This is a genomic window from Geotalea sp. SG265 (assembly GCF_022808985.1).
In the GTDB taxonomy this organism is placed as follows: domain Bacteria; phylum Desulfobacterota; class Desulfuromonadia; order Geobacterales; family Geobacteraceae; genus Geotalea.
The window spans coordinates 155,644-179,115 of sequence record NZ_JAKZFT010000004.1 but is presented as its reverse complement, the minus strand read 5'-3'; the positions used below and the strand labels follow the sequence as shown (position 1 = coordinate 179,115).

Sequence of the window (23,472 nt, the reverse complement as noted above, 5' to 3'; positions counted from 1 at the left end):
AATGCCGTTACCTTGATAAGCGGGGCTCAAGCCCCGCTTATCTTGTTTTTTCGAGGAAATGATGCGCAACTGTTTTTTGTTCTCCGACCTGATCGTCAAAACTGCCATACGTGATAAATTGCTGCATGCTATTGCCGCTGTCGGGGTTTTGCTGGTAGTCCTGATTCCTTTGGTCAGTCTTTTTTCCATGCGCCAGGTTCAGGAGCTTGCCATTGCAATAGCTACTTCAGCAAGTTCTTTCATTTTGCTTATTGTTACCTTGCTTCTTGGTTCATCTTCTGTATGGCGTGATATCGAGCGTAAATATACCCATTCTTTGCTGGGGATGCCGTTTTCGCGCACGTCTTATTTGCTCGGAAAGTATATCGGTTCTGCCGCGGTTGTTTCGGGTATAGCGTTATTGCTTGGTGGGGTGTCACTTATTGCCATTAAAATTGCTGCGGCACAGTACAAGTCAGATTTGCCGCTCCTGTGGGGTACGGTGATTACCGCAATGTTTTACGATACTCTCAAGAACCTTCTGCTACTTGCCGTGGCATTCTTCTTTTCTGCACTGAGCACATCTTACTATTTCTCTTTTTTTGTTACCATTGCCATATACATGGCCGGTACGGCAACTCAGGATGTGTATGAGTACATGAGTGGCAGTTATGGCAACAACTTCTCGCCGTCTTTACATACTATCACTAAGGCTTTATATTTTTTGCTGCCAAACCTGCAGGCATTCAACCTTAAGGTCTATGCCATTTACAGCTTGCCTTTGAACCTTGGAGGGCTTTGTCTGACCTTTCTGTATTTCATTATCTACACCGGGATTATCCTGATGCTGTCGTCCTGGGCCTTCTCCAGAAGGGAACTCATGTGAAGCCCCGGATTCTGATAGTTACTGCCCTCGTTTGTGGGTATTGCCTGGTGGTTGCCCCGTTTGCCAGGTATATGAACAATCGGCCGATAGCTATCAGGCTCGGTTTTATGCCTGAAGCGAAATTGTTAAAACTTGTTGCAGCGGATTATAAGCAACTCCTTGCCCAGCAGGCAATAGTGCGGGTGCTGTTTTATTTCGGCACGGTGGTTGATCCTGACTTACGAAAGGTGAATAGCGTTCCTGATTATTTCCAGATGTTCACTACCCTTCAGCAGGCAGTATTGCTTGATCCTTACAACATCGATGCATACTATTTTGCAGAAGCAGCGTATACTTGGGAGTTGCATAAAATAAAGGAAGTTAATAATCTACTTGATTTTGGCATGAAATATCGGATTTGGGATCCGCAGCTTCCTTTTTATGCTGCTTTTAACTGTGCATATTTCGAGAAGGATTATATATCCGCTTCAAAGTATATGAAGATGGCAGCTGAACGTTCCGACAATCCTCTTTTTACTAATCTTGCGGCCCGATATTTTCACGAAGCTGGTCTTACGGAAGTTGGTATTGCCTTTGTCGAGCAGATGGACAAGACTACGATTGATCCCAGGATTAAAAAACTGTATCAGTTGAGGCGGGATGCATTACGTGCGGTTCAACGAATTGAAAAGGCACTTCAGAGCTACAAGCAACATGTTGGCCACCTGCCGGTTGGGATATCGCAACTTGTATCGGAAGGTTACCTTGATCAAATACCTCATGATCCCTATGGGGGGGAGTTTTATATAACCTCTGAAGGGCATGTGCGCAGCACGAGCAAGTTTGCGTTTGCCGGTAAAAAATCGGATGAAAATAAGGCAATGAGCCCAAATGGGAAATGATATGAATGCAATAACTATCCGTAACGCCTCAAAACTATATTCCGGTAAACGGGGAAGAAAAATAGAAGCTTTAACGGGTCTATCCCTTCAAATTCATGCTGGCGAAGTCTTTGGCTTTCTCGGCCCTAATGGCGCCGGCAAGAGCACCACGATAAAAAGCATTATGGGGCTGGTACCACTTACTTCCGGAAATATAGACATACATGGGGTTCCGGTTTCGCAAATCGCGGCACGCCGCAATGTAGGATATTTGCCGGAAAATCCTGCTTTCTATGATTTTCTCACCGCCCGCGAATACCTCAATTTCGTGGGGAAAGTATTCGCAATGTCCGAGGCGACAGCTGAAAAAAGAATTAATGAGACCTTGTCCTTGCTGCAGCTGACTGAGGCTGCGGATAGGCCAATACGCGGCTATAGCAAAGGGATGGTGCAACGACTGGGATTGGCTCAGGCGCTCATCCACGACCCCGATCTTTATATACTGGACGAGCCGATGAGCGGGCTTGACCCATTGGGGAGAGCGCTGGTAAAAGATATAATTAAATCTTTGCGGGAACGAGACAAAACTGTATTTTTCAGTACACACATCACTGCAGATGTTGAAATGGTCTGTGACCGTGTAGGAGTTATTGTCAACGGCAAACTGCGCGCGGTAGACAGAGTCAGTGCTATTCTCGAACAAGGCGAAGTAGGATACCGTATCCATACCACATCCAAAACAGGAGAAGCTGGAGAGGTAAATATCGAGAAACAGCAGCTGGCTGAATTCATCTCAAAGTGTTCGGAAGAAGGTGTGACAGTTGTCAGAGTCGAACCGCGCAGAAAGGACCTGGAAGCTTTTTTTCTTGAAACCGTTGCCCGGGAAGCTGATGAAAGTCTCCAGACTTCATAGCATATTATTTCTTCTGGTCGTTGTCTTTGCAGTCTATCTTCCTGCCATCAGCGGGAACTATAATACCATTGACGACATTCACATTATTTCCGCCTATGGAACTAGTGGTCAGCGCACCCTGCAGCAGATACTCCTTCCAGCCAATCAATTCTACTACCGACCACTAATCGAGCTTACCTATTATCTGGATAACATAATGTGGGGGCTTGATCCCAGCTTCATGCATCTGGAGAACATTCTTATCCATGCGCTGAACGTGGTTCTTGTGTATCTGCTTGCAGCCGAGGTTGCGGCATTTTTCAACGGCATGAACCACCTGCCTTTTATCAGTGCCTTGCTCTTCGCAATCCATCCAGTTCATACTGAAGCCATTAGTTGGATAGCCGGCCGGACCGATCCGCTTGCTGCCACTTTTGTTCTTTTATCAGCCCTGTTTTTGCTCAAATGCATTCAATCTGGAAATGGCAAGCACTTTGTTCTTTATCTGGCAGCAATGTCGTTTTCTTTTTTAGTCAAGGAAACGTCGTTCATGATGGTGCCTGCATCTTTTGTGTTGGTTTATTCGACTAGAACTGAGCCTTTGGAGGCGAATCAGCGAGTTGCCGGATGGCTGAAACTCGTGTGCATTGTTTTCGGCGCGGCTATCGTTGGGTATTGTGCGATCCGCGTGCTACTGAAGCCGTCGGGTAGTGACAATGCAGTTTCGATTTTGTTCCAAAGTCATCTTGACCCTTTGGCATTGATATCTGAATCGGTTCAAGCTGTTGGCTTTTACGTGACAAAATTTTTGTACCCGTTGCCGTTGAACTTTGCCATTAATACAGTTGCTGCATGGTATATAGTCCCGGGAATTCTGTCTTTGGTAGTGTCAATATGGTTCCTCAGAAAGCCTGGTAATGTAAACTCGCTATTTATTGTTGCTCTGATTTTCCTTGCGCCTGCGGTACTAGTTAGAATCACTGGTATAACTTGGACACCAGTTGCCGAACGTTATCTTTACATTCCCTCAGCTTTTTTTACCATCTGGCTATCTGTAATCCTGCTTAATTTGATAAAGCATGTGACACAGTACAAAATATTGTATGTAATGCTCGTCTTAATAACATGTGGCGTGGCTTTTGTAACATACCAACGAAATCAGATATGGCGGGACAATTATTCTCTGTACGAGGATGCGGTAAAAAAATCTCCCGATTTCGGAGACATACATAACGAGTTCGGTATCGCGCTCAACAAAAAGGGTGACTACCAAAGAGCAAGAAAGCATTTCCTATTGGCTCAACAACTTTCAAAACGCCCCTTGCTCCGCGACTTTGCTGGTCTAAATTTGCTTAACTGCGATTTGCAGGGCAAGCCACTTCATGAAAAGAGAGAGATCCTCCTAGATTATGTAAGTTCTCATCCCGGTGTGCAGTCTGAAGTGTTGCGAATGCTCCGAAATGTTGATTTTGCAATATCCTTTACGGGAAATGACCCCAAACAACTGGACGCTATAAGAAAAGAAATGATAGTCTTGAATGACCGTATTTTCAATTTGACAAGAGATCCGCACTGTCTTTACAGCAATGGTCAAATTATGCTTGCACGGGGCAACGACCGTGCTGCACTGGACTATTTTCGCAAAACCATAATTAATGCGCCTCCAAACGCATATTTTTATGAACCTGCAAAAAAGCTGATACACAAACTGGAAGATCCATGAAGCATCTCCTTTATTTGATAAAGCTTATACGACCCACGCAGTGGCTTAAAAACCTAATGTTGTTCTTTCCACCGTTCCTCAGTGGGTCATTACTAACATCCCGAGAATATTGGACAACAGGTTTAGCAGCGTTTTTCTCGTTCTGTTGCTTGGCCAGTTCCTTGTACATAGTGAACGATCTCTGTGATGTTAAGCGGGATAGATTTCACCCTGCCAAACGCTTTCGTCCGATCCCCTCAGGTCAGGTTTCAGTGAAATTGGCCTCAGTATTTGCTCTGATATTATTTCTGACTGTATTACTTACAGTCGTGTTCGTTGTGCCACAATTAAGTCTCTTTCTCTTTTTATATGGATTCGCGACAGTTATCTATTCCGTCTGGTTAAAAAATTTTCCGGTAGTCGACTTGTTTTGCATTTCATTTGGTTTTCTAGTAAGACTGGAATCAGGAGGAGCTGTATTTAGGGTGGTGATCTCAGAATGGCTTTTCTTGAGCGTTTTTTTTCTGTCTCTCTTCTTGGGTACTGGAAAAAGGTATGCAGAACAAAGCCTTTTGGGTGTAAACTCCGTGAACCATAGGGCCAGCCTCGGAGGGTACTCACAGGGCCTACTCGATGCCATTCTGCATGTGACGGCAGCAACTGTGCTTGTTACTTATACCATGTATTCGCTGACTCATCGACAGCTTGTCTATACCGTCCCGCTTTGTGCATTTGGCTTGTTCAGATATATCCTCAGGGTAAAGAGTGGTTCTTCAGGGGATCCGACAGAGTCACTGCTGAAAGATATTCCGTTGCTACTATGCAGTTTCATATGGGTGGTCTTAGTCGGTTGGAGTATTTATAGTTGAGCAGGGTTTATATTATCATTGTCAACTGGAACGGATGGCGTGACACTATTGAATGCCTCGACTCGGTGCTGCTTCTGAAGTATACGAATTACCGGATCGTGGTGTGTGACAACGGGTCGACTGATGAGTCCATAGCCATGTTGCGACAATGGGCAGAAAGAACTGTTGGTAGAAATGATAAAGCTTCCCAGTTTTTGAGCAGAGATTCAATCTCAAGCGACAGCTGCAGAACTGACCCTCTTTTTACCTTGATAGACAATGGGGGGAACCTCGGTTTTGGAGCAGGTGCCAATGTGGGTCTTCGTCATGCAATGGCGCGTGGAGATGCAGATTATTGCTGGTTGTTGAATAACGACACCGTGGTGGATCCTATGGCACTGTCTGCAATGGTAGAGCGTCTTGTTGCAAAACCTGATGCAGGTATATGTGGTTCGACCCTGAGATATTACGATGACCGATCGCACGTGCAGGCTTTGGGAGGGGCCAAGTATTTTGAATGGCTTGGCCTTGCATGGCATCTTGGAAGAACAATTCGTGGTGAAGTTTCTACCGACCCAGTGCCGGTGGAAAAACAGATGAGTTATGTAGTCGGCGCTTCGATGCTGGTCAGGGCGTGCTATGTGAAAACAGTGGGATTGTTGGCGGAGGATTATTTTCTCTATTTCGAAGAACTTGACTGGGTTTACCGGGGGAAGGGTTCATATTCTTTGGCGTATGCACCCCAAAGTATTGTTTATCATAAGGTGGGGAGGAGTATTGGTACTGCCACCAATCCTGTTTATAAAAGTGCTGCTTGCGACTATTACTCACTTAGGAACAGGATACGTTTCAGCCGTAGATACTGCAGGTCACGTCTCCCGGTAATCTATGTGGGCATCCTGCTGGAGTCTGCGATCAGGGTTTTTGTAGGGCGCTGGGACCTTGCTCGATCAGCATTGAAAGTTGTTAAAGAAGGTCTTGGCAATGCTGCGCACTAATACGCATGGAACCAAACATCCGCAATTCACCATCGTGACTATCACGCTTAATGCGGCAACGTACCTGGCACAGACAATGAGGAGTGTTTTAACCCAAGAGGGTGTAACACTCGAATATCTGATCGTGGATGGTAAATCAAGTGACGCCACGCTTTCGATAGTGCGTCAGTTTGCTGCAGTAGATTCGAGAATCCGTTATGTCTCCGAACCTGACAATGGTATCTCGGCAGCCATGAATCGTGGTATCGAGCTTGCAACTGGTGATATAATCGCTTTTTTACATGCCGATGATTTTTATCCAACCTCCAAGGTGTTGGCGCAGGTACTCAAATATTTTCATGATAATCTGCAGCAGGGGTGGGTGACCGGTGGGACTACGTTTGTTGACCAACTGAATCATGAACTGCGAAAAGTTCCTGCAAGGCGTTTTTCGTACCAGCGTCTGCTCAGGAATAATATTATCATGCACCCCGCGACCTTTGTCAGACGAGATGCGTTTAGTTCAGTCGGAAGTTTCTCAACCACTTTTTCCTATGCAATGGATTATGATCTCTGGATTAGATTGTCGAGATTTCAAAGTCCGTTGGTGATAGGCGAGACCCTGGCCTGTTTCCGCGTCCATTCTGGAAGCAAGTCGACGAAAAATGACATGGAAACTATAGATGAAGAATGGCAGGTCAGGAAGAAGTATGTTAATCACCCTGTCAAAAAAGGTCTGCACTATATATACTATCGATTGAGACGTGGGGTATGCTGGCTGCGCGACCGGAAAGTGAATGGGGATGGGAATGGTGAAAAGCTTGATTGATAATTTTTGGAGGCGGTTCCTTCACCGTCCAAACACGGTTGCCAACAATATCAAGGTCTGGTCGGAGTGGGACTGGTCCCGCCTTGGCGAAGAATGGTCTAATAATCCCGAATGGAAGCAGAGTCTGGTTGATGACGTACTGCTTCGGTACTTGGGTGGTCGAGAGTCAGTTCTTGAGATCGGGCCAGGAGGAGGGCGCTGGACAGAGTATTTGGCCAAGACTGCCAAACAGCTGGCTGTGGTTGACATCACACCTGTGTGTATTGATATTTGTAGAGAACGTTTCATGGAGTACTCACATATTTCCTATTTCGTGAATAATGGTACAGATCTCACGTTACTTGGAAATCTCCATTTTGATGGTATCTGGTCATGGGATGTCTTTGTCCATGTAGCAGCGGAAGACGTCAGGAGATATGTAAAGCAGTTTTCAACCCTCATTAATCCAGGCGGAGTGGCTGTGATCCATCATAGCAAGCAAGGGGTAAGCAGAACTGGTTGGCGCAGTGATATGACCTCCGACAAGATGATTGAATTCTCAACAGAAGCTGGTCTGGTTGTAGAACAACAATTTGAGAGTTGGGGGGATGGCAAGTTTCGTATTTGGCCGGGTCTACCGCTTGAACAGTCGCCAGACACGATTTCTGTTTTGCGTAAACCCTAAGATTCACAGGGCTCCCTTTAATGTCTACAGTCAGTGTTGTTATACCATGTTTCAATCACGGTCGCTACTTAGCTGAGGCCGTTGATTCGGCTCTGGACCAGACGTACGAGGATCTGGAAGTCGTTGTGGTTAACGACGGCTCAACTGACCCGGAAACAATACAGTTACTGCAAGAATTTTCGCGACCACGCACGCGAATTATCCATACACCGAATAAAGGGCTTGCCGCGGCTCGCAATACTGGAATTCAGGCTTCCTCGGCAGCATATATTCTCCCTTTGGATGCCGACGATCTGATTGGCTCCACGTATGTTGAGCAGGCTGTTGCCATTTTAGAGAGACAGCCCGAGATTGGTATTGTCTACTGCCATGCTGAGAAGTTCGGAGCCATGAATGGTAACTGGCAACTTCCTGCATTCTCGCCTGCACGGATATGTATTGAAAATCCGATATTCTGCACAGCACTGTTTAGAAAGTCTGACTGGGAATTGGTTGGGGGATACAAAACATACATGAAATATGGCTGGGAAGATTGGGATTTTTGGCTTTCGCTAGCTGAGGCGGGGAGGCAAGTCTTTCAGCTCCCTGAGACTTTGTTTAAATATCGCAATTCCTCTCAATCAATGACCAATTCCATGAGCTACTTTAAGAAATTTCTTATGCTGTCTCAGCTTGTGCTCCATCATTCTGGCTATTATTTTAATCAGTCACTCAGATTGTTGCTTCGGACGTGATGTATATGAGTTTACAAAGAAATTCATCATCTGCCTCAGTTGGTGAGGAATCACGCTTTGTCTCTATGCCAAAGCGTAAAGCCGTTGTTTGTGGCGTCAACTGATAATTATGAATCGGAATTCATCATGAAAGAAATGGGTAGCAGAGCTTGGGACAAAATAATCCAACCACGCAGCGGCTGGTTTGACGTGCATCCGCTTGAGCTCTGGAAATACCGTGACCTGATTGGCCTCTTTGTTTGGCGCGATTTCGTATCCACGTACAAGCAGACGATTCTGGGGCCGCTCTGGTTCTTAATTCAACCATTACTTACCACGACAGTATTTACCATAATTTTTGGCAGCATGGCCAAACTCCCAACCGATGGATTGCCACCGTTTCTTTTTTACCTTTCAGGCGTAATCGCATGGAAATACTTTGCCGACTGCCTCATCAACACATCGAACACATTTGTAAACAACGCGCATATCTTCGGCAAGGTGTACTTTCCCCGGCTTACTGTTCCAGTCTCTGTTGTCATTAGCAATCTGATCGCTTTCGGGATTCAATTCCTCCTGTTTATAGCATTTTTCGCTTATTTCTGGGACAGCGGTGCTATTATCACTCTGAAGCCTGCTGCGCTACTACTGATCCCTGTATTTATTCTCCAGATGGCAGCACTAGGCCTTGGATTTGGGATTATTGTTTCGTCTATGACCACACGTTATCGCGATTTATCGCATTTGGTGAGCTTTGGAGTCCAACTCTGGATGTACGTGACCCCGGTTGTTTATCCCGCATCATTGCTCCCTGAGAAATGGCGCATTCTCCTGTTTCTCAATCCCATGGCGCCTGTCATCGAGGCTTTCCGCTATGCTTTTCTCGGCACCGGCACGATCAATCTGCAACACTGGTTGCTCAGCCTGGTAACTACCTGCTGCGTGGTTTTAGTCGGAATAGTTCTGTTCAGCAGAGTGGAAAAGTCATTTATGGATACGGTTTAGATGAGCGATAACGTCATACAGGTTGAGAATCTCTGGAAGGAGTACAGGCTTGGAGTAATAAACCACCATACGCTTGCTCTGGATTTGCAAAGCTGGTGGGCCAGAATGCGCGGCAAAGAAGACCCTAACAGCCCACTGGCTGCAGCATTGAAGCCTGCTGTAACAGAGGGGCAACGTTTCTGGGCGCTCAAGGATGTTTCTTTTGATGTCAAACAGGGTGAAATTCTTGGCATCATCGGGAGCAACGGTGCTGGAAAATCAACTCTGTTGAAAATATTGTCGCAGGTTACAAATCCTACAAGGGGTAAAATACGTTATAAGGGGAGAATTGCAAGCTTGCTTGAGGTTGGCACAGGATTTCATCCCGACTTGACCGGACGTGAGAATGTCTATCTTAACGGTGCAATTCTTGGCATGGACAAAGATGAAATTAGAAATAAGTTTGATAGCATTATCTCTTTTGCTGAGGTGGAAAAATTTATTGATACACCAGTGAAACGCTATTCTTCAGGGATGTATGTTCGCCTTGCGTTTGCTGTTGCAGCGCACCTAGAATCGGAAATCCTTATCGTTGACGAAGTGCTGGCGGTTGGAGATGCACAATTTCAGAAAAAGTGCCTGGGCAAGATGGAGGATGCTGGCAGGGATGGGAGGACTGTTCTGTTCGTCAGCCACAGTCTTGAGTCGATTAAAAAGCTTTGCACCAGAGGGCTTTACGTTAAAAATGGCAATGTTTCTTGTTTTGATGATATAGATGGTTGTATTGACAGTTATCTGGAAAATGGAACCGACAATGTTGAAAGGATCGTTTCTCATGCAGCTAAATTTTCAGAAAAGCTGGATGTCCATCAAATATTGGTAAATGGCTGCGAGGATAATGTTATACCTATTAAAGAAGGAAGACAAAATCTCACCATTGACGTCACGGGGGTAGTGCATTCAAGAACCAGAATTGCCTTCGAAGCGAGAGTTCTCGAAAGCTCAGAACATGTTATAGGTATCTTTTACCCCATCCATTATTCAGAACCAAGACTCTTTCTGCAAATTGGTCATTTTCATGTCCGTTGTTCGATCATGCTGCCAAACCTTACTAAGGGAGAATATTACCTGAGTTTCAGATTTACTGATCCGGGAGTTGAATGGCTTATCGACTGCCCGCGTGCCGTAAGATTGAGTGTAGAAAGCGAAGTGATAACTGCAGCAGGGGTGGTTTTGGAAAATCGTCGAGGTCATGGGGCTATAATTTTAGATGGGAGTATTAATTTACAGCAGGATTCCACAATCGATTCTTTGAATCGCAACGCATGAAAAGATAAACATATTTATTCGAGAGAACGACATCTACTTATGAAAGCAGCAATCGTAAAGTGGTGGTGGATTTTCCATAAGAAAAACCGGGTGTAATAGTCATGTCTGATAACGATTTCATTCAAGTTAATAGACTGGCACATGATCTTGCAGCTGAAAAGTATGATAATAATCATCCTGAAATTTTCAATTCCACTGAGCAATTGAGAATTCATCAGAAACTTAAAGGAGCTTTATCACATCTTTCTTCAGGGGGGGGCACGATAAAGGCTCTTGATTTTGGAGCTGGAACAGGCAATTTAACCAGACATCTCCTGGAACTAAGGCTGATGGTGACTTCCGCGGATGTATCACCTGGATGCATCGATAAAATTCAAAAAAAAATGGGGGGAAACAGCCGGCTTGCCACACTTGCTTTGAACGGTAAGAATCTTGATACTATAGCTGACAACTCGTTTGATGTTATTGTTACTTATTCTGTACTACATCATGTTCCGGACTACCTATCAATTCTTGATGAGTTTGTGCGTGTTGTTAAACCCGGCGGTTTGATTGTCATTGACCATGAAGTAAGTCCGTCCTATTGGAGGTTTGAAGAACATTATCTTGAATATCTTAGGGAGTTGGGTGAGAAATTTTATACAGATCATCTTTATGAATTGGGCGTTAATCCAGAAGCAGGAGCAGTAAGCCATAACCCTGCCTTCCGTCTAGTGAGAAGACTGTTCTCATTCCATGAGTGGAAGAAGCTGATCATGGGGTTGTTAAAGACCAAGAATAGCAGAATGACATCAGATGGTGACATCCATGTGTTTGTTGATGACCATATTGAATGGGATGTCATCCGTTCGAGGCTGGAACCCCAATGTGAGGTGATAATGGAAGAAGATTACCTGGTCTGCAGGGAACGGACAAATCCTCCTGCCGTTTGGGGCAAGTGGCAGGATAAGGTTTCGGATATGCATTTGCTCGTGGTCCGGAAGAGGTAACCAAGAATGGAATTACCAGGCAAATCTCATAGAATTGCCATTGTTTCATCCTCCTTTCCCCCGTATGTAACAGGTGGCATCTCCAGTGCACATTATAACCTTTATCGATTGTTCATACAAAAAGGATACGATGTTAAATGCTTCACCTTCACAGACCATGATTTGGACGGTACTACTGAAGAGAAAGTCGTCCGTCATGGCGCACCGAAATTAGCCCTCAAAACTTTGGGAGCTTTTTATAGTGCTTATACAAAGCTTCTGCAAACTCGAGAGTGGTTTGATGTGGCTGACCAGTTTCCCTATATTCTGGTTTCAGCTATTGGTGCTTGGAGAGTTGGCAGGGAATTACTCAAATTCAGGCCGGACATATTGATATTACCGGATTATGGCAGCCCAGGTTTTTTTATTCCCAAAATACCTGGATGTAAAACTATTTTTATCTCCCATCACAACTATCTTCGTTTTATAGATGCACCGCTCATAGGCAAATATTCCCAGCATGATGCACTAATTGCTCATAAGATCGAGAAGATGAGCTTGAATAAAGCCAATATGGCAGTATGTCCGTCCACATATATGGAGGAAACTTTTCGGCATACTCACGCTTTTGATAAGCCAATCCATATTATTCCAAATCTGGTGGATTATGAGATGATCAACTCCATCGGAGCTGTTGATGTCAGGTCAATATTGCGTCTAACCGAAGCTTCACCACTGATATATATACCATCTGCTGGGTCTCCAATTAAAGGTGCTCGTTTGGTTTTCGAAATAATCAGAAGGCTGTCGGCGGCTTATGGGCAGGCAATTGGATTTTACCTTTCTGGTGATGTGAGCGATGAGAAATTACTGCATGAATTGAGTAGCCTACCGTCTTATATAAAAGTTCATTTACCAGGCAAACTCAGCTATGAGGCAAATATTGCGACTATTAAGGCTTGTGATTTTTGCGTTTCTCCAACGTTACTTGAAAGTTTTGGCATGGCTCTCCTTGAGGCAAATTTTTGCTCTCTTCCGGTTATTTCATTTAATATTGGTGGTGTCTCAGATATTATTATTAATGGCGAAAATGGATACATGGCTGCCTTTATGGATGTGGAACAACTAATTTCTTTTTCAATAGGTTTGCTGACCAATAAAGCTCGATTAAAAGCCTTAAAGGTCACTTCGACTAAATCTGTAAATGACAGATTCAATGCAAGTATTATCTGCAATTTGTATGATAAATATTGCTTTAGCTAAACAATAAAAAGTGTCGTCATACGATGTATCTTTGGGGAGATATGCAGTGTCTTCAAGAATGCTGCCTGAGATATCAGTTGTCATACCTGCTTTTAACAGAGCAGATACCATAGAATATTGTCTTTCGTCTGTTGTTAATCAGACGGTACCTCCCTGTGAAATAATCGTTGTGGATGATTGCTCTCTTGATCACACAGTGGAAGTGGTCAAGAAATTTCAGGACCCAAGAGTCCGATGCATAATACAAGACGTTAATTCTGGAGCCCAAGCTGCACGCAACCGTGGTATCCGTGAATCTATTGGGGAGTGGGTAGCTTTTTTGGATTCAGATGATGAATGGTTGCCCAGTAAGATCGAAAAACAAGTAGCTGCTCTCTACTCGGTAAAATTTGATCCGATGACGGTTGTGCATTCGGATTGTTATCGAATCGATCATGTTTCCGGCACGAAAACCCTATGTTCAATTCCACTAACTCATGGCATTTCTGTCAGCAAAACTGTTTTGAGCTCTATAGGCCCAATGTTCCAGGGAATGCTAACATCAAAGACTGCATTAAAGTCCATTGGGTTACTTGACGTAAATGTTCCTTCGTATCAAGAGTGGGACACGGCAATCATGCTGGCCAATTGCTGTAGGTTTATTCACATTAGAGAACCTCTTTTTGCCTATCATCTGCATCATGGAGAAACGATTTCTAAAGACAAATTGAAAGATATCAGGGGATATCAATATGTGGTCAACAAGCATCAAGAAGAAATAGTGAAATATTGCGGTATTAGTACATTGAATGGTCATTTGATCTCAAGTGCGCAAAGAGCCTTGAATTGGGAATATTTTGACGAGGCAAGTGAAGTTCTAGCGAAAACGGTAGGAACTTCTTGTGAAATTGTTCTTCTTGAATGGTTAGCCAGAAAAAAAATAACTTACGATTCGCATCGAAAAGCCAACCCGTTAGTCCGGATGTCACGAATGTTGTGGGCATATGCCGAAAAACTCTTTAACAAATGAAGGTAGGGCTAGTAAAGGTATGGAGAACATTATGATAGAACGAGTTATATTAGAGGACAAGCTTTACGCAATAATCCTGCGCCAAAACTATAGTGCATCTGGTATTCACTTTTTCACACCTGATGACTTTTCTCAACAGCTTGCCTACATGAATCATCCGCAAGGCAAATTAATAGAACCACATGTGCATAACCCTGTGTCAAGGGCGGTAACCTATACGCAAGAAGTTCTCTTTATCAGGAAGGGTAAGCTACGTGTGGACTTCTTCGATCATCAGCACAATTTCCTTGAAAGCCGCATTCTTGAATCAGGAGACGTCATTCTGCTTGCTGCAGGTGGCCATGGATTTGAGGTTATAGAAGAAATCGAGATGGTAGAAGTGAAACAGGGACCCTATGTCGGTGAGGCTGACAAGACCAGGTTCGAGGGAATTTTTGCGAAAAGTTCAATGGTGGAACAGAATGAATAACTTTATCCCTGTTAACGAGCCACTCCTTGATGGCAATGAAAAAAAGTACCTATTGGAGTGTATCGACTCCGGTTGGATTTCCTCCGAAGGACCCTTTGTTAACGTTTTTGAGGATCGTTTTTCCAAACTGGTGGAACGACAATTTGGTATTGCGGTGTCGAACGGTTCCGGTGCGCTTGATATTGCTGTCACGGCACTGAAACTGGGAGTAGGCGACGAGGTAATCGTTCCTGCATTTACAATCATCTCTTGTGTCAATGCGATTGTTCGTGCTGGTGCCACACCGGTCTTGGTTGATACCGATCCATTCACATGGAATATGAATGTCAGTCAGGTGGCAGATAGAATCTCCGCCCGAACCAAAGCAATCATGGTGGTTCATATTTACGGCTTCCCGGTCGATATGGATCCCATCATGGAACTGGCTCGCAAACATGATCTGAAAGTCATAGAGGATGCTGCCGAGATGCATGGTCAGACATACAAGCAAAGGCCATGCGGCAGTTTTGGAGATATAAGCACATTCAGTTTTTACCCTAATAAGCATGTTACCACCGGCGAGGGGGGGATGCTGGTGTGCAATGACCCCGAATTGGCGGAGCGCTGCAAAGGATTGAGAAATCTTTGTTTCCAGCCAGCGAGACGGTTTGTGCATGAGGAAATGGGTTGGAATTATCGTATGACCAACCTTCAGGCTGCGCTTGGGGTAGCTCAACTGGAGCGGCTCCCGGAATTCGTTGCTCGCAAGCGAGCTATGGGTAAGAAATATACTGAGTTGTTTGCAATGGTTGACGGACTGGAGCTTATGCCCACAAAAACTACATACGCTGAAAATATCTATTGGGTTTACGGGATTATTTTAAAAGACAATGTACCGTTTGATGCAAAAGAGGCTATACGCAGATTGGGAGAAAAAGGGATCGGCACTCGCCCCTTTTTCTGGCCAATGCATGAACAACCGGTATTTCAACGGATGGGGCTTTTTGCTGGCGAGAAGTATCCGGTCTCCGAGCGTTTCGCGCGGCGTGGTTTCTATCTTCCCAGTGGTCTGGCAATAACTGAAGAACAGATTTCGACGGTTGCAGAAGAAATGCAAAATGTGCTGGGAGGGGAGAGATGAGTGTTTTTGGCACCTACTCGAAATATTACAACTTATGCTACAGAAACAAGAATTATGCCGCAGAGGCATCCTATATTCATGAAATATTAGCCAAGCACGCTCCTGGTACGCGTACTATCTTGGATTTTGGCTGTGGCACGGGATCGCATGACTTTGAATTGGCGAAACTCGGTTACGAGGTCACCGGTATAGATATGTCTGAGGAAATGCTGCATATCGCAGTCTCCCGCCTTCAGGCATTCGGCCGGCAGCAGGTAAGAGGCGGCTGTACCTTTCTTGCAGGAGATATTCGAACCGCCCGTCTTAACTCGATGTTTGACGTGGTTGTCTCCCTTTTCCATGTGATGAGTTACCAGACATCAAATAATGACCTTAAAGCAGCTTTTGTCAACGCAAAGGCCAATCTTAAACCGGGGGGGCTGTTCATTTTCGACTGCTGGTACGGCCCGGCGGTATTGACTGATCCTCCGGTTGTAAGGGTGAAGCGTCTTGAGGATGATGAAATATCTGTAATTCGCATTGCTGAGCCTGCCATTAATTATAATGATAATGTCGTGGACGTTAACTACGATGTTCTGGTTACTAATAAACGGAGTGGGGTAAGGGAGCAACTGTCGGAGACACATCGCATGCGATATCTTTTCCAGCCGGAGATTGTGATGCTACTCGAAGAAACAGGGTTCGAAACAATTTTGTGCGAGGAGTTTGTGACCGGCAAGCAAGCGGGGCCGGATACATGGGGTGTGGTTTGGGTTTGTAAAGCGGTTGATTGAAATAAAAATTGCTTTGTTTGCCTATGAAACGAGAAATCTGACACGTTCCCGTCTATAGGGTACATTTCACCAGCAGAATATGAGAGGGAGTACTACAGATGGTGTTAGCTATTGATAGCACACGTCAGTTGTTTCTGGTTTAAAAAAGATGAATATGACTCGGCATCAGAAGTATTTTAACTGTAGGCAAGCAGATATCAGTGAACTTCCTGACACTGTTTTCATTGAGTCATTTATGGGTTGCAACCTGCACTGCAAAATGTGCCCTGTTCCCGATCCACATAACAATATGAATGGTCGGAAGTATTCCGGTATGCCTTTTGAGTTATATCGAAGGATAATTGACCAGCTTTCTGATAAATGCAGGACAATCAGACTGAATCAGTTGGGTGAGCCGTTGCTGAATTCTGAAATAGTTGATTTTGTTGCTTATGCATCATCAAAGGGCCACCACGTCGGATTCACAACTAACGGCACAAAATTAGTTGCATCAATCGGAAAGAAGCTGATCCTGGCAGGTCTCAGAGAAATAGTATTTTCATTTGACGGATGCAACAGAGAAACATATGAAAAAATTCGGTCTGGAGCCAACTATGAAGAGGTTCTTGCGCATATTGCAGAATTCTCCCGTTTGAATATACAGTTGAATGGCAAATGCAAAGTTGGCGTCGATTGTATTGTTTCGGATCTAACATGTTCCGAGCTGGGACATATAGAGAAGTTTTGGGGACAAAAAAATATTCCGGTGAACTTCATACCTCTTGATGATTGGGCCGGAAAAGTAAAACTGCCAGAGGAGTTCGGAAATAAGCGAACTACGACAAAGGCGAAACGGGTCAGATACCCGTGTCATTTACTATGGGCATCAATGGCAATATCGTCTGAAGGTAGAGTAATGTATTGTTGCCACGATTATAAACTTCAATCGAGGTTACCCTCCGTAATGGAGAAGCCTCTGTTAGCGATTTGGAATTCGGAAATAAAAGCTATAAGAATCAGGCATGTCAAAGGATTAATAGACGAGGATCCGTGTTTGTCTTGCAATGCCTGGATGACAATGCCGGAGTTTTATTCACTAAGGGACATCAGTTTGAACAGAGTCAAATCTAAACTTAAAGCATTATTGAGAAAATAATGAAAATCGGAACTAAGAACCTATATACTCGTGAGACATGGCTTGAGGCTTGCCTGAAGAGCATTCCCCCCGGTTCAAGAATTCTCGATGCCGGCGCCGGGGAGCGGAAATACAAAAAATTTTGCAGACTTCTAGAGTATGTCTCTCAGGACTTTGCCCAGTATGACGGAAAAGGAGACGCTCGTGGCTTACAAACCGGGGTATGGGATCAGTCGAAGCTTGATATAGTGAGTGATATTACGGCGATTCCTAAACCTGATGACTTTTTCGATGCCATTATGTGTATTGAGGTGTTCGAACATCTACCCGACCCCCTTGCTGCTATCCGGGAATTTGCCAGACTCCTTCGACCGGGTGGAGCATTGATTCTGACCGCCCCATTTTGCAGTCTAACACACTTCGCCCCGTACCATTTCTACACCGGGTTTAGCAGATATTTCTACGAGACCAATCTTCCTGCCTGCGGCTTTCACGTTGATGAACTGGTGGAGAACGGCAATTATTTTGAATACTTGGCTCAAGAAGTGCGACGGATTCCGACTGTTGCTGAACAATACTCTACCCGGAGAACTACCCTCCTAGAATCTTTAGCGATGCGGTTGGTGCTGAATATGCTTGACCGCTTCAGCGAAAGTGGCAAAGGCTCATCCGAACTGCTTCATTATGGTTGTTTTGTCAGGGCATTGAAGAGATGAGAACGCGGAACAATGCGGAGAACTGTTGGCGATGATACTTGCCCCCTTGAATTAGTACGTGGGGCAAGATATGCGAGGGTGTAAATGCGCCGTGGGGTAGCGTAAACTCTACTTTACAACTCTGCTTGACAGGGAAGCTTACGAAATGAAAATTGCTTTGTTTGCCTATGAAACGAGAAATCTGAACACATTTCCGTCTATTGTAGCCGCAATTCGAGTTCTCTCCAGTGAAGGCCATTCCGTTGATCTCTATCTCCCATTTCCCATGTCTACTGAAATCAACATTGTTAATTGTCGCATATTTATCGTCAGTGATGCTGACCAGTATAACTACGTGAAAAAGGCTGCCAGACTCGCAAGGAATCTGGGAATTCCCTACGACCTGTTTTTTGCCTATTATATTGAAGGATTGATTGTCAGTGAAATACTGTCAAACAAGAAAAATTCTATACAGATAGTCTACTTTTCTATGGAGCTCATATATAAAAATTACCCTTCACGCCTTATCAGTAATATTATAAATCCGAATAAACTGTTAGCTGCCCTCTTGAGATCCCTGATCACGGCTGCTAGAAACGATATGTTCACGATTCAGCGGTTCAGGGAATTGCTGAGCGCATATTTAAAGGAGTTTTTGTATTCAATTCTGGCGCTTAGATCTTGGTGGCGTCTTTCGCATCAGTCATATAAGAGAATACTGTTTTCGGTAGTTTCAGATCATATGAGGGCGAAGGTGTTAAAAGAAGAGTTCCCTTTTGTCAATGATATTATCTATGTGCCTGAGGCTGGATATATTGGCTACAACGACCAAAAATCTGACTATGCTTTCAACAGATATGGCATTCCACCCTATAAAAAGATATTGCTATACACAGGTGGCTTTGAAAAAGGTTTTGATCTTGCCCTTATCGATGCAGGTATACGACTGGGAGATGAGTATGTGTTTTTCTTAAATGTGTATAGTCGTGACGGATATCTGGATGAAGTTGTCTCGCACTATTCGAGTGAAGTTGCAGCCGGAACAATTTACTTTCAAACGGAAAACCTCAATGAAGAAGAATATGATGAACTGGTCAGAAGTGCACATATCGGCATTGTCTGGTATCCCCTCCCAACAGCAGCAAATCCGAACATGTATTATTTGGGGTTTTCCTCTGGCAAGCTGAACAAATTTCTGTCATGCGGTATTCCTGTTGTTTGCAGTGGAGGTATCCATGGTTACAGGGAGATGCTTGAGGGTCACGGTATTGGCCGAATCTGCTCGTGTGCCGGTGAATTATCTGCGGTGTTGCCTGACATTGAGGAGAACTATTATTCAATGACGAAACATATAGAACCTTTCTATCGGGAACATATGGAGTTTGAAAGATGTTTCGATGAAGTGCTATCAGGGATTGCTCAATATAAACGTACTAACGATGGGAGATGTATGGAACACCTTTTATGCTGACGGTAAAAGTTTCGACAAATTCCCAATGGTGCTTTGAACGACAAACACCGAATTTTTCCGGAATATGGAGCGATTGCCATTTTCTGATAAATCAAGATGTTGAAGAGTGTGATTTTTGGGTTGTTTATGAAGGGCTGACGAAAGAAGAGAGAACAAGATGCCCTGTTCATAATACATTGCTGATAACTGGCGAGCCACCCGCTGTAAGGTCGTATGACAAACATTTTTTAACACAGTTTGGAACAGTAATTACCTGTAACAGGGCGCTGCAGCATCCTAACCTCATTTTTTCCCAGCAGGGGCTGCCGTGGATGATCGGAGCGGAGTGGGACTGTGCAACTTCAACCTGGGGCCACTATAAAAGTTTCGAAGAATTATCTCGACCAGTCATCAATAAAAATAAGCTATTGTCTGTTGTCGCATCTTCTAAACTTGCAACCAAAGGGCATATTGCCAGGCATGAATTTATCAAGATGCTGATGGCTGAACTTGGCAGTTCTCTTGACGTATTTGGACATGGCCGTGACCCTGTTATTGATAAATGGCAAGCTATTGCGCCTTACAGATATCATCTTGCAATAGAAAATTCTTCTATTGAGGACTATTGGACAGAAAAGCTTGCTGATTCTTTATTAGGCGAGGCGCTGCCGATATATCATGGTTGCTCAAATATAGAAAAGTATTTTTCAACCGATGTTGTTCAAGTAATAGACATTTATGAGCCAAGGAAAGCTGTCGATAAAATCATAAAAATTATAGATTCTGATTTGTGGATAAGACAAAAAAACAATATTGCAGATCTAAAACGTAAGATATTGTATGAATATAATATGTTTAATATAATAAGCAATTGTATACATACTCAAATAAAGGCCAATTGTAGGGTATATACATGTACAATGAGACCGGAAGAATATTTTCAATCAAAAATTAATAGATACAACTATTATTTAAAAAAATACTGTAATAATTTCAAATACACTAAATAAGTGTGAACAGAGATAGTAGTTTGAACAGAGGACAAGCATGAAACGAATATTGAGAAGTGTATATGCCCTGTCAGTTCTATTTGGGATTGATCCTCTAAAAACGATCATGTCAATAAGTGGATTACCTGCATATTTCCGCGACCTCAAGAGACTAATAAATCAAAGGAAGGTTGCCGCAAAAGAATTCAGATTCGGCAAGCCTTATCTCTGTCTTGGAGATAGGTTCACCGATAGCGGTTCTGCCGGGGGGCATTACTTCCATCAAGACCTGTTGGTAGCCAGAAGAATTTATTTGAACAATCCACATCGCCACGTTGATATTGGCTCAAGAATTGACGGTTTTGTTGCGCATGTTGCTGCATATCGTGTTATTGAAGTTATTGATATACGCCCATTATCAAGCAAAATACAAAATGTAATATTTAAGCAAGCTGATTTCTCTTTTCCTATTCAAGAAAATCTTTATGGATACTGCGATTCATTGTCATGTTTGCACGCCATTGAACACTTTGGTTTGGGGCGGTACGGTGACCCCGTAAATTATAATGGATATATTCAGGGGTTAGACAACCTATATCGAATGCTGCAGAAGGGCGGCAAACTCTATTTATCTGTTCCTATAGGCCTACAACGGATCGAATTTAACGCACATAGAGTGTTCTCCGTTGGGTATTTGCTGGAGTGTCTTAATGTAAAGTACCGTATCGACAACTTTTCGTTCGTTGATGACAACGGTGATTTGCACGAAAACATTCCTATTTCGGATGAAGATATTCGATGCAATTTTGGATGTGTATATGGTTGCGGTATTTTTGAGTTGACGAAACAGTAACAATACTAATATTCGAGACATTCTAAATTCGGCTTCATGATTTAGCTCTAGAAGCTTCAACACGATGGAAATGCATTCACGATCGCTAATCTTCATCTCATCACCTGACATACATTTGCAATTTGTACGGGAGAACCGAAGGAGATGGAATCCGCATGAAAACTGCAGCGTTAAGGCACGACTAGAATGATAATTGTGAGATTGGCCGGCGGACTTGGCAACCAGATGTTCCAATATGCGGCTGCAAAGCGCTTGGCAGATTACCGGAACACGGAGCTTAAGCTCGATATCTCTTGTTTGAATAGCTGCATCGGAGGCACAGCAAGGCCTTTTCAGTTGAAGCACTTGGCCATAACCGTGCCCATTGCGACTCCTCGCGAAATCGCAAAGATGACCGGAGATAGCAAACGAGTTGTGTCTGCCGTATCACGCGTATGCCGCTCCCTCGGCTTAGGATGTCATCCCGGCATTTACACCGAATGCTTTTTCCATTTTGATCCTGCTGTCTTGTCTCTTCCTGATGACACTTTACTTGTCGGATATTGGCAGTCGGAAAAATATTTTAAAGATATCGGTGAAATGATACGCAGAGAGTTTAGCCCAATTATTTCTTTGGAAGGTAAAGACAAGGAAATAGCAGAACATATACAGGCTGAGAATTCAGTTTCGCTGCACGTAAGGCGTGGTGATTATATCGCGGATGCCGATGTGAATGCAGTACACGGTGTTTGTTCAGTAGATTACTACATGAGAAGCATAGAAATAATGAAAGGAATCGTTGCTTGCCCCCATGTATTTGTTTTTTCTGACGATCCTTCGTGGGTGATCGAAAATCTGCAGCTTCCCTGTCCATCAACGGTCATCCAGCACAATACTACATCTCAAGAAGCGCACCTGGATCTTCGTCTTATGAGTCTTTGCAAGCACCATATTATCGCAAACAGTTCTTTCAGCTGGTGGGGGGCATGGCTTTCGGAGAATCCCGGGAAACTCGTAATTGCGCCAAGAAAATGGTTCAATAATCCTTCGTTGGATATCAGCGACCTTTTGCCTTCGGATTGGCTGAAGCTATGATTATGCCTGGACGCCCGAAAGTATCAGTAGTAATGCCGGTTTTCAATGGGGCCCGTTATCTGGGAGAAGCGATCCAGAGTGTACTCGACCAGACCTTCACTGATTTTGAACTGATAATCATAGATGACGGGTCTTGTGACAACAGTTACTGCATTGCATCGACGTTTTCTGATATCAGAATCCGTTTGGTAAGGCATTCGAAGAACATGGGCGTGGTAGCCGCCCTGAATCACGGGTTTATGTTGGCGCGTGGAGAACTTATTGCGCGTATGGATGCTGATGATATCTGTCTCCCGCAACGTTTGTCACGTCAGGTGAGTTTCATGGAGCACAATTCTGCAGTCGGCATCTCCGGCAGTTGGATGCTGGCCTGCGGGGAAAGCGGGTCAGATGTCTGGAGTGTTCCTCTATCACATAACAGCATCAAGTCTCGGCTCTTGTTTCAATCGCCGTTGTTTCATCCTACGGTGATTATTAGAAAAGCGTGCCTAAACAACCACTTACTTCATTATCTGAAAGAATTTGAGTATGCCGAAGATTATGAGCTGTGGAGTCGTTGTGTGTCTCACTTTCAACTTGCAAATCTCGGAGAAGTGCTGGTCAACTATCGCATTCATGGGCACAGCATAGGTAGTCGCGTCCCAGAGTCGAAGCAGTCGGTGGCAGATTTGGTGCGTTTACGTTGGCTGCACGAGCTCGGTTTACAGCCAACGGATTATGAACTTGTCCTGCATCGGCAACTGAGCCTTGTGATGGTTCCGAACCCTGTAACACCTGATTTTCTTGAAAAGTCACACAATTGGCTGTTGCGGCTTAAGGAAGCCAATGTTGTTGTCCAGGCCTTTCCTGAACCGGAATTTTCCTTAGAATTATCGGGGCGTTGGTTTTTGGTTTGCAATGAATCGACTTCCTTGAGATTAGTGGTATTGATGAAATTTTTCCGATCACCATTGGCCAAAACCTTTTCGGGTGCTAAAAGGACTCTTTTAGCTTTTGCTGTGAAATGCATTATGGGCTATTATCGGAGATAAG

Annotated in this window: 24 protein-coding genes; all 24 read left to right on the top strand. The window is 44.1% G+C overall.

Going from position 1 to position 23,472, the window contains the following annotated elements; genetic code table 11:
• Positions 1–61 precede the first annotated feature (61 nt).
• Positions 62–865: an ABC transporter permease gene (locus tag ML541_RS06660; RefSeq protein WP_243371818.1), complete on the top strand. Its 804-nt coding sequence runs from the start codon at positions 62–64 to the stop codon at positions 863–865.
• Positions 862–1,746, top strand: coding sequence for a hypothetical protein (locus ML541_RS06655; protein WP_243371817.1), 885 nt, complete (start codon positions 862–864; stop codon positions 1,744–1,746). Before ML541_RS06660 ends, ML541_RS06655 begins: the two co-directional genes overlap by 4 nt.
• Positions 1,736–2,638, top strand: a complete 903-nt coding sequence (locus tag ML541_RS06650) for an ABC transporter ATP-binding protein (RefSeq protein ID WP_347710786.1) — start codon at positions 1,736–1,738, stop codon at positions 2,636–2,638. The genes ML541_RS06655 and ML541_RS06650 overlap by 11 nt, the downstream gene beginning before the upstream one ends.
• The gene (locus ML541_RS06645) at positions 2,616–4,340 is read left to right on the top strand and encodes a glycosyltransferase family 39 protein (RefSeq protein ID WP_243371816.1); all 1,725 of its coding nucleotides are present in this window, start codon (positions 2,616–2,618) and stop codon (positions 4,338–4,340) included. The genes ML541_RS06650 and ML541_RS06645 overlap by 23 nt, the downstream gene beginning before the upstream one ends.
• A complete protein-coding gene (locus ML541_RS06640) occupies positions 4,337–5,188 on the top strand; it encodes a decaprenyl-phosphate phosphoribosyltransferase (RefSeq protein ID WP_279342381.1) in 852 nt (283 codons plus the stop codon). The genes ML541_RS06645 and ML541_RS06640 overlap by 4 nt, the downstream gene beginning before the upstream one ends.
• On the top strand, positions 5,185–6,165 hold the full coding sequence (locus ML541_RS06635) for a glycosyltransferase family 2 protein (protein ID WP_243371815.1): 981 nt from the start codon (positions 5,185–5,187) through the stop codon (positions 6,163–6,165). Before ML541_RS06640 ends, ML541_RS06635 begins: the two co-directional genes overlap by 4 nt.
• Positions 6,152–6,973, top strand: a complete 822-nt coding sequence (locus tag ML541_RS06630) for a glycosyltransferase family 2 protein (protein ID WP_243371814.1) — start codon at positions 6,152–6,154, stop codon at positions 6,971–6,973. The genes ML541_RS06635 and ML541_RS06630 overlap by 14 nt, the downstream gene beginning before the upstream one ends.
• Positions 6,954–7,637: a class I SAM-dependent methyltransferase gene (locus ML541_RS06625; RefSeq protein WP_243371813.1), complete on the top strand. Its 684-nt coding sequence runs from the start codon at positions 6,954–6,956 to the stop codon at positions 7,635–7,637. Before ML541_RS06630 ends, ML541_RS06625 begins: the two co-directional genes overlap by 20 nt.
• 20 nt (positions 7,638–7,657) lie before the next feature.
• The gene (locus tag ML541_RS06620) at positions 7,658–8,371 is read left to right on the top strand and encodes a glycosyltransferase family A protein (RefSeq protein ID WP_243371811.1); all 714 of its coding nucleotides are present in this window, start codon (positions 7,658–7,660) and stop codon (positions 8,369–8,371) included.
• A gap of 126 nt (positions 8,372–8,497) precedes the next feature.
• Positions 8,498–9,355, top strand: a complete 858-nt coding sequence (locus ML541_RS06615; RefSeq protein WP_243371809.1) for an ABC transporter permease — start codon at positions 8,498–8,500, stop codon at positions 9,353–9,355.
• The gene (locus ML541_RS06610; RefSeq protein WP_243371807.1) at positions 9,356–10,663 is read left to right on the top strand and encodes an ABC transporter ATP-binding protein; all 1,308 of its coding nucleotides are present in this window, start codon (positions 9,356–9,358) and stop codon (positions 10,661–10,663) included.
• Between the two features lie 101 nt (positions 10,664–10,764).
• Positions 10,765–11,652: a class I SAM-dependent methyltransferase gene (locus tag ML541_RS06605; RefSeq protein ID WP_243371805.1), complete on the top strand. Its 888-nt coding sequence runs from the start codon at positions 10,765–10,767 to the stop codon at positions 11,650–11,652.
• 6 nt (positions 11,653–11,658) lie between these two features.
• Positions 11,659–12,894: a glycosyltransferase family 4 protein gene (locus tag ML541_RS06600; RefSeq protein ID WP_243371803.1), complete on the top strand. Its 1,236-nt coding sequence runs from the start codon at positions 11,659–11,661 to the stop codon at positions 12,892–12,894.
• 46 nt (positions 12,895–12,940) lie between these two features.
• Positions 12,941–13,903: a glycosyltransferase family 2 protein gene (locus tag ML541_RS06595; protein WP_243371801.1), complete on the top strand. Its 963-nt coding sequence runs from the start codon at positions 12,941–12,943 to the stop codon at positions 13,901–13,903.
• A 31-nt stretch (positions 13,904–13,934) separates the two neighbouring features.
• A complete protein-coding gene (locus tag ML541_RS06590) occupies positions 13,935–14,372 on the top strand; it encodes a hypothetical protein (protein WP_243371800.1) in 438 nt (145 codons plus the stop codon).
• Positions 14,365–15,492 (top strand): DegT/DnrJ/EryC1/StrS family aminotransferase, encoded by a 1,128-nt coding sequence (locus ML541_RS06585; RefSeq protein WP_243371799.1) that lies wholly within the window; start codon positions 14,365–14,367, stop codon positions 15,490–15,492. Before ML541_RS06590 ends, ML541_RS06585 begins: the two co-directional genes overlap by 8 nt.
• Positions 15,489–16,265, top strand: a complete 777-nt coding sequence (locus ML541_RS06580) for a class I SAM-dependent methyltransferase (protein WP_243371798.1) — start codon at positions 15,489–15,491, stop codon at positions 16,263–16,265. Before ML541_RS06585 ends, ML541_RS06580 begins: the two co-directional genes overlap by 4 nt.
• 235 nt (positions 16,266–16,500) lie before the next feature.
• On the top strand, positions 16,501–17,400 hold the full coding sequence (locus ML541_RS06575; protein ID WP_243371797.1) for a radical SAM/SPASM domain-containing protein: 900 nt from the start codon (positions 16,501–16,503) through the stop codon (positions 17,398–17,400).
• Positions 17,400–18,095 (top strand): class I SAM-dependent methyltransferase, encoded by a 696-nt coding sequence (locus ML541_RS06570; RefSeq protein WP_243371796.1) that lies wholly within the window; start codon positions 17,400–17,402, stop codon positions 18,093–18,095. Before ML541_RS06575 ends, ML541_RS06570 begins: the two co-directional genes overlap by 1 nt.
• Before the next feature lie 145 nt (positions 18,096–18,240).
• Positions 18,241–19,545, top strand: coding sequence for a hypothetical protein (locus ML541_RS06565; RefSeq protein ID WP_243371795.1), 1,305 nt, complete (start codon positions 18,241–18,243; stop codon positions 19,543–19,545).
• Complete coding sequence (locus tag ML541_RS06560) at positions 19,539–20,534, top strand: glycosyltransferase family 10 (RefSeq protein ID WP_243371794.1); 996 nt, start codon at positions 19,539–19,541, stop codon at positions 20,532–20,534. The genes ML541_RS06565 and ML541_RS06560 overlap by 7 nt, the downstream gene beginning before the upstream one ends.
• A 37-nt stretch (positions 20,535–20,571) precedes the next feature.
• Complete coding sequence (locus ML541_RS06555; protein ID WP_243371793.1) at positions 20,572–21,366, top strand: DUF268 domain-containing protein; 795 nt, start codon at positions 20,572–20,574, stop codon at positions 21,364–21,366.
• A gap of 195 nt (positions 21,367–21,561) precedes the next feature.
• The gene (locus ML541_RS06550) at positions 21,562–22,440 is read left to right on the top strand and encodes an alpha-1,2-fucosyltransferase (protein ID WP_243371791.1); all 879 of its coding nucleotides are present in this window, start codon (positions 21,562–21,564) and stop codon (positions 22,438–22,440) included.
• Positions 22,441–22,442: 2 nt separating this feature from the next.
• On the top strand, positions 22,443–23,471 hold the full coding sequence (locus ML541_RS06545) for a glycosyltransferase (RefSeq protein WP_243371789.1): 1,029 nt from the start codon (positions 22,443–22,445) through the stop codon (positions 23,469–23,471).
• The last annotated feature ends 1 nt before the right edge of the window (position 23,472 follow it).

Excerpts from the sequence above, each read along its gene's own strand:
- ML541_RS06605 (WP_243371805.1), top strand. The coding sequence starts at position 10,765 with ATGTCTGATAACGATTTCATTCAAGTTAATAGACTGGCACATGATCTT.
- ML541_RS06545 (WP_243371789.1), top strand. The coding sequence starts at position 22,443 with ATGCCTGGACGCCCGAAAGTATCAGTAGTAATGCCGGTTTTCAATGGG.
- ML541_RS06585 (WP_243371799.1), top strand. The coding sequence starts at position 14,365 with ATGAATAACTTTATCCCTGTTAACGAGCCACTCCTTGATGGCAATGAA.
- ML541_RS06600 (WP_243371803.1), top strand. The coding sequence starts at position 11,659 with ATGGAATTACCAGGCAAATCTCATAGAATTGCCATTGTTTCATCCTCC.
- ML541_RS06625 (WP_243371813.1), top strand. The coding sequence starts at position 6,954 with ATGGTGAAAAGCTTGATTGATAATTTTTGGAGGCGGTTCCTTCACCGT.
- ML541_RS06555 (WP_243371793.1), top strand. The coding sequence starts at position 20,572 with ATGAAACGAATATTGAGAAGTGTATATGCCCTGTCAGTTCTATTTGGG.
- ML541_RS06650 (WP_347710786.1), top strand. The coding sequence starts at position 1,736 with ATGGGAAATGATATGAATGCAATAACTATCCGTAACGCCTCAAAACTA.
- ML541_RS06640 (WP_279342381.1), top strand. The coding sequence starts at position 4,337 with ATGAAGCATCTCCTTTATTTGATAAAGCTTATACGACCCACGCAGTGG.
- ML541_RS06570 (WP_243371796.1), top strand. The coding sequence starts at position 17,400 with ATGAAAATCGGAACTAAGAACCTATATACTCGTGAGACATGGCTTGAG.
- ML541_RS06630 (WP_243371814.1), top strand. The coding sequence starts at position 6,152 with ATGCTGCGCACTAATACGCATGGAACCAAACATCCGCAATTCACCATC.
- ML541_RS06580 (WP_243371798.1), top strand. The coding sequence starts at position 15,489 with ATGAGTGTTTTTGGCACCTACTCGAAATATTACAACTTATGCTACAGA.
- ML541_RS06620 (WP_243371811.1), top strand. The coding sequence starts at position 7,658 with ATGTCTACAGTCAGTGTTGTTATACCATGTTTCAATCACGGTCGCTAC.
- ML541_RS06560 (WP_243371794.1), top strand. The coding sequence starts at position 19,539 with ATGCTGACGGTAAAAGTTTCGACAAATTCCCAATGGTGCTTTGAACGA.
- ML541_RS06610 (WP_243371807.1), top strand. The coding sequence starts at position 9,356 with ATGAGCGATAACGTCATACAGGTTGAGAATCTCTGGAAGGAGTACAGG.
- ML541_RS06660 (WP_243371818.1), top strand. The coding sequence starts at position 62 with ATGCGCAACTGTTTTTTGTTCTCCGACCTGATCGTCAAAACTGCCATA.
- ML541_RS06615 (WP_243371809.1), top strand. The coding sequence starts at position 8,498 with ATGAAAGAAATGGGTAGCAGAGCTTGGGACAAAATAATCCAACCACGC.
- ML541_RS06565 (WP_243371795.1), top strand. The coding sequence starts at position 18,241 with ATGAAAATTGCTTTGTTTGCCTATGAAACGAGAAATCTGAACACATTT.
- ML541_RS06590 (WP_243371800.1), top strand. The coding sequence starts at position 13,935 with ATGATAGAACGAGTTATATTAGAGGACAAGCTTTACGCAATAATCCTG.
- ML541_RS06575 (WP_243371797.1), top strand. The coding sequence starts at position 16,501 with ATGGGTTGCAACCTGCACTGCAAAATGTGCCCTGTTCCCGATCCACAT.
- ML541_RS06645 (WP_243371816.1), top strand. The coding sequence starts at position 2,616 with ATGAAAGTCTCCAGACTTCATAGCATATTATTTCTTCTGGTCGTTGTC.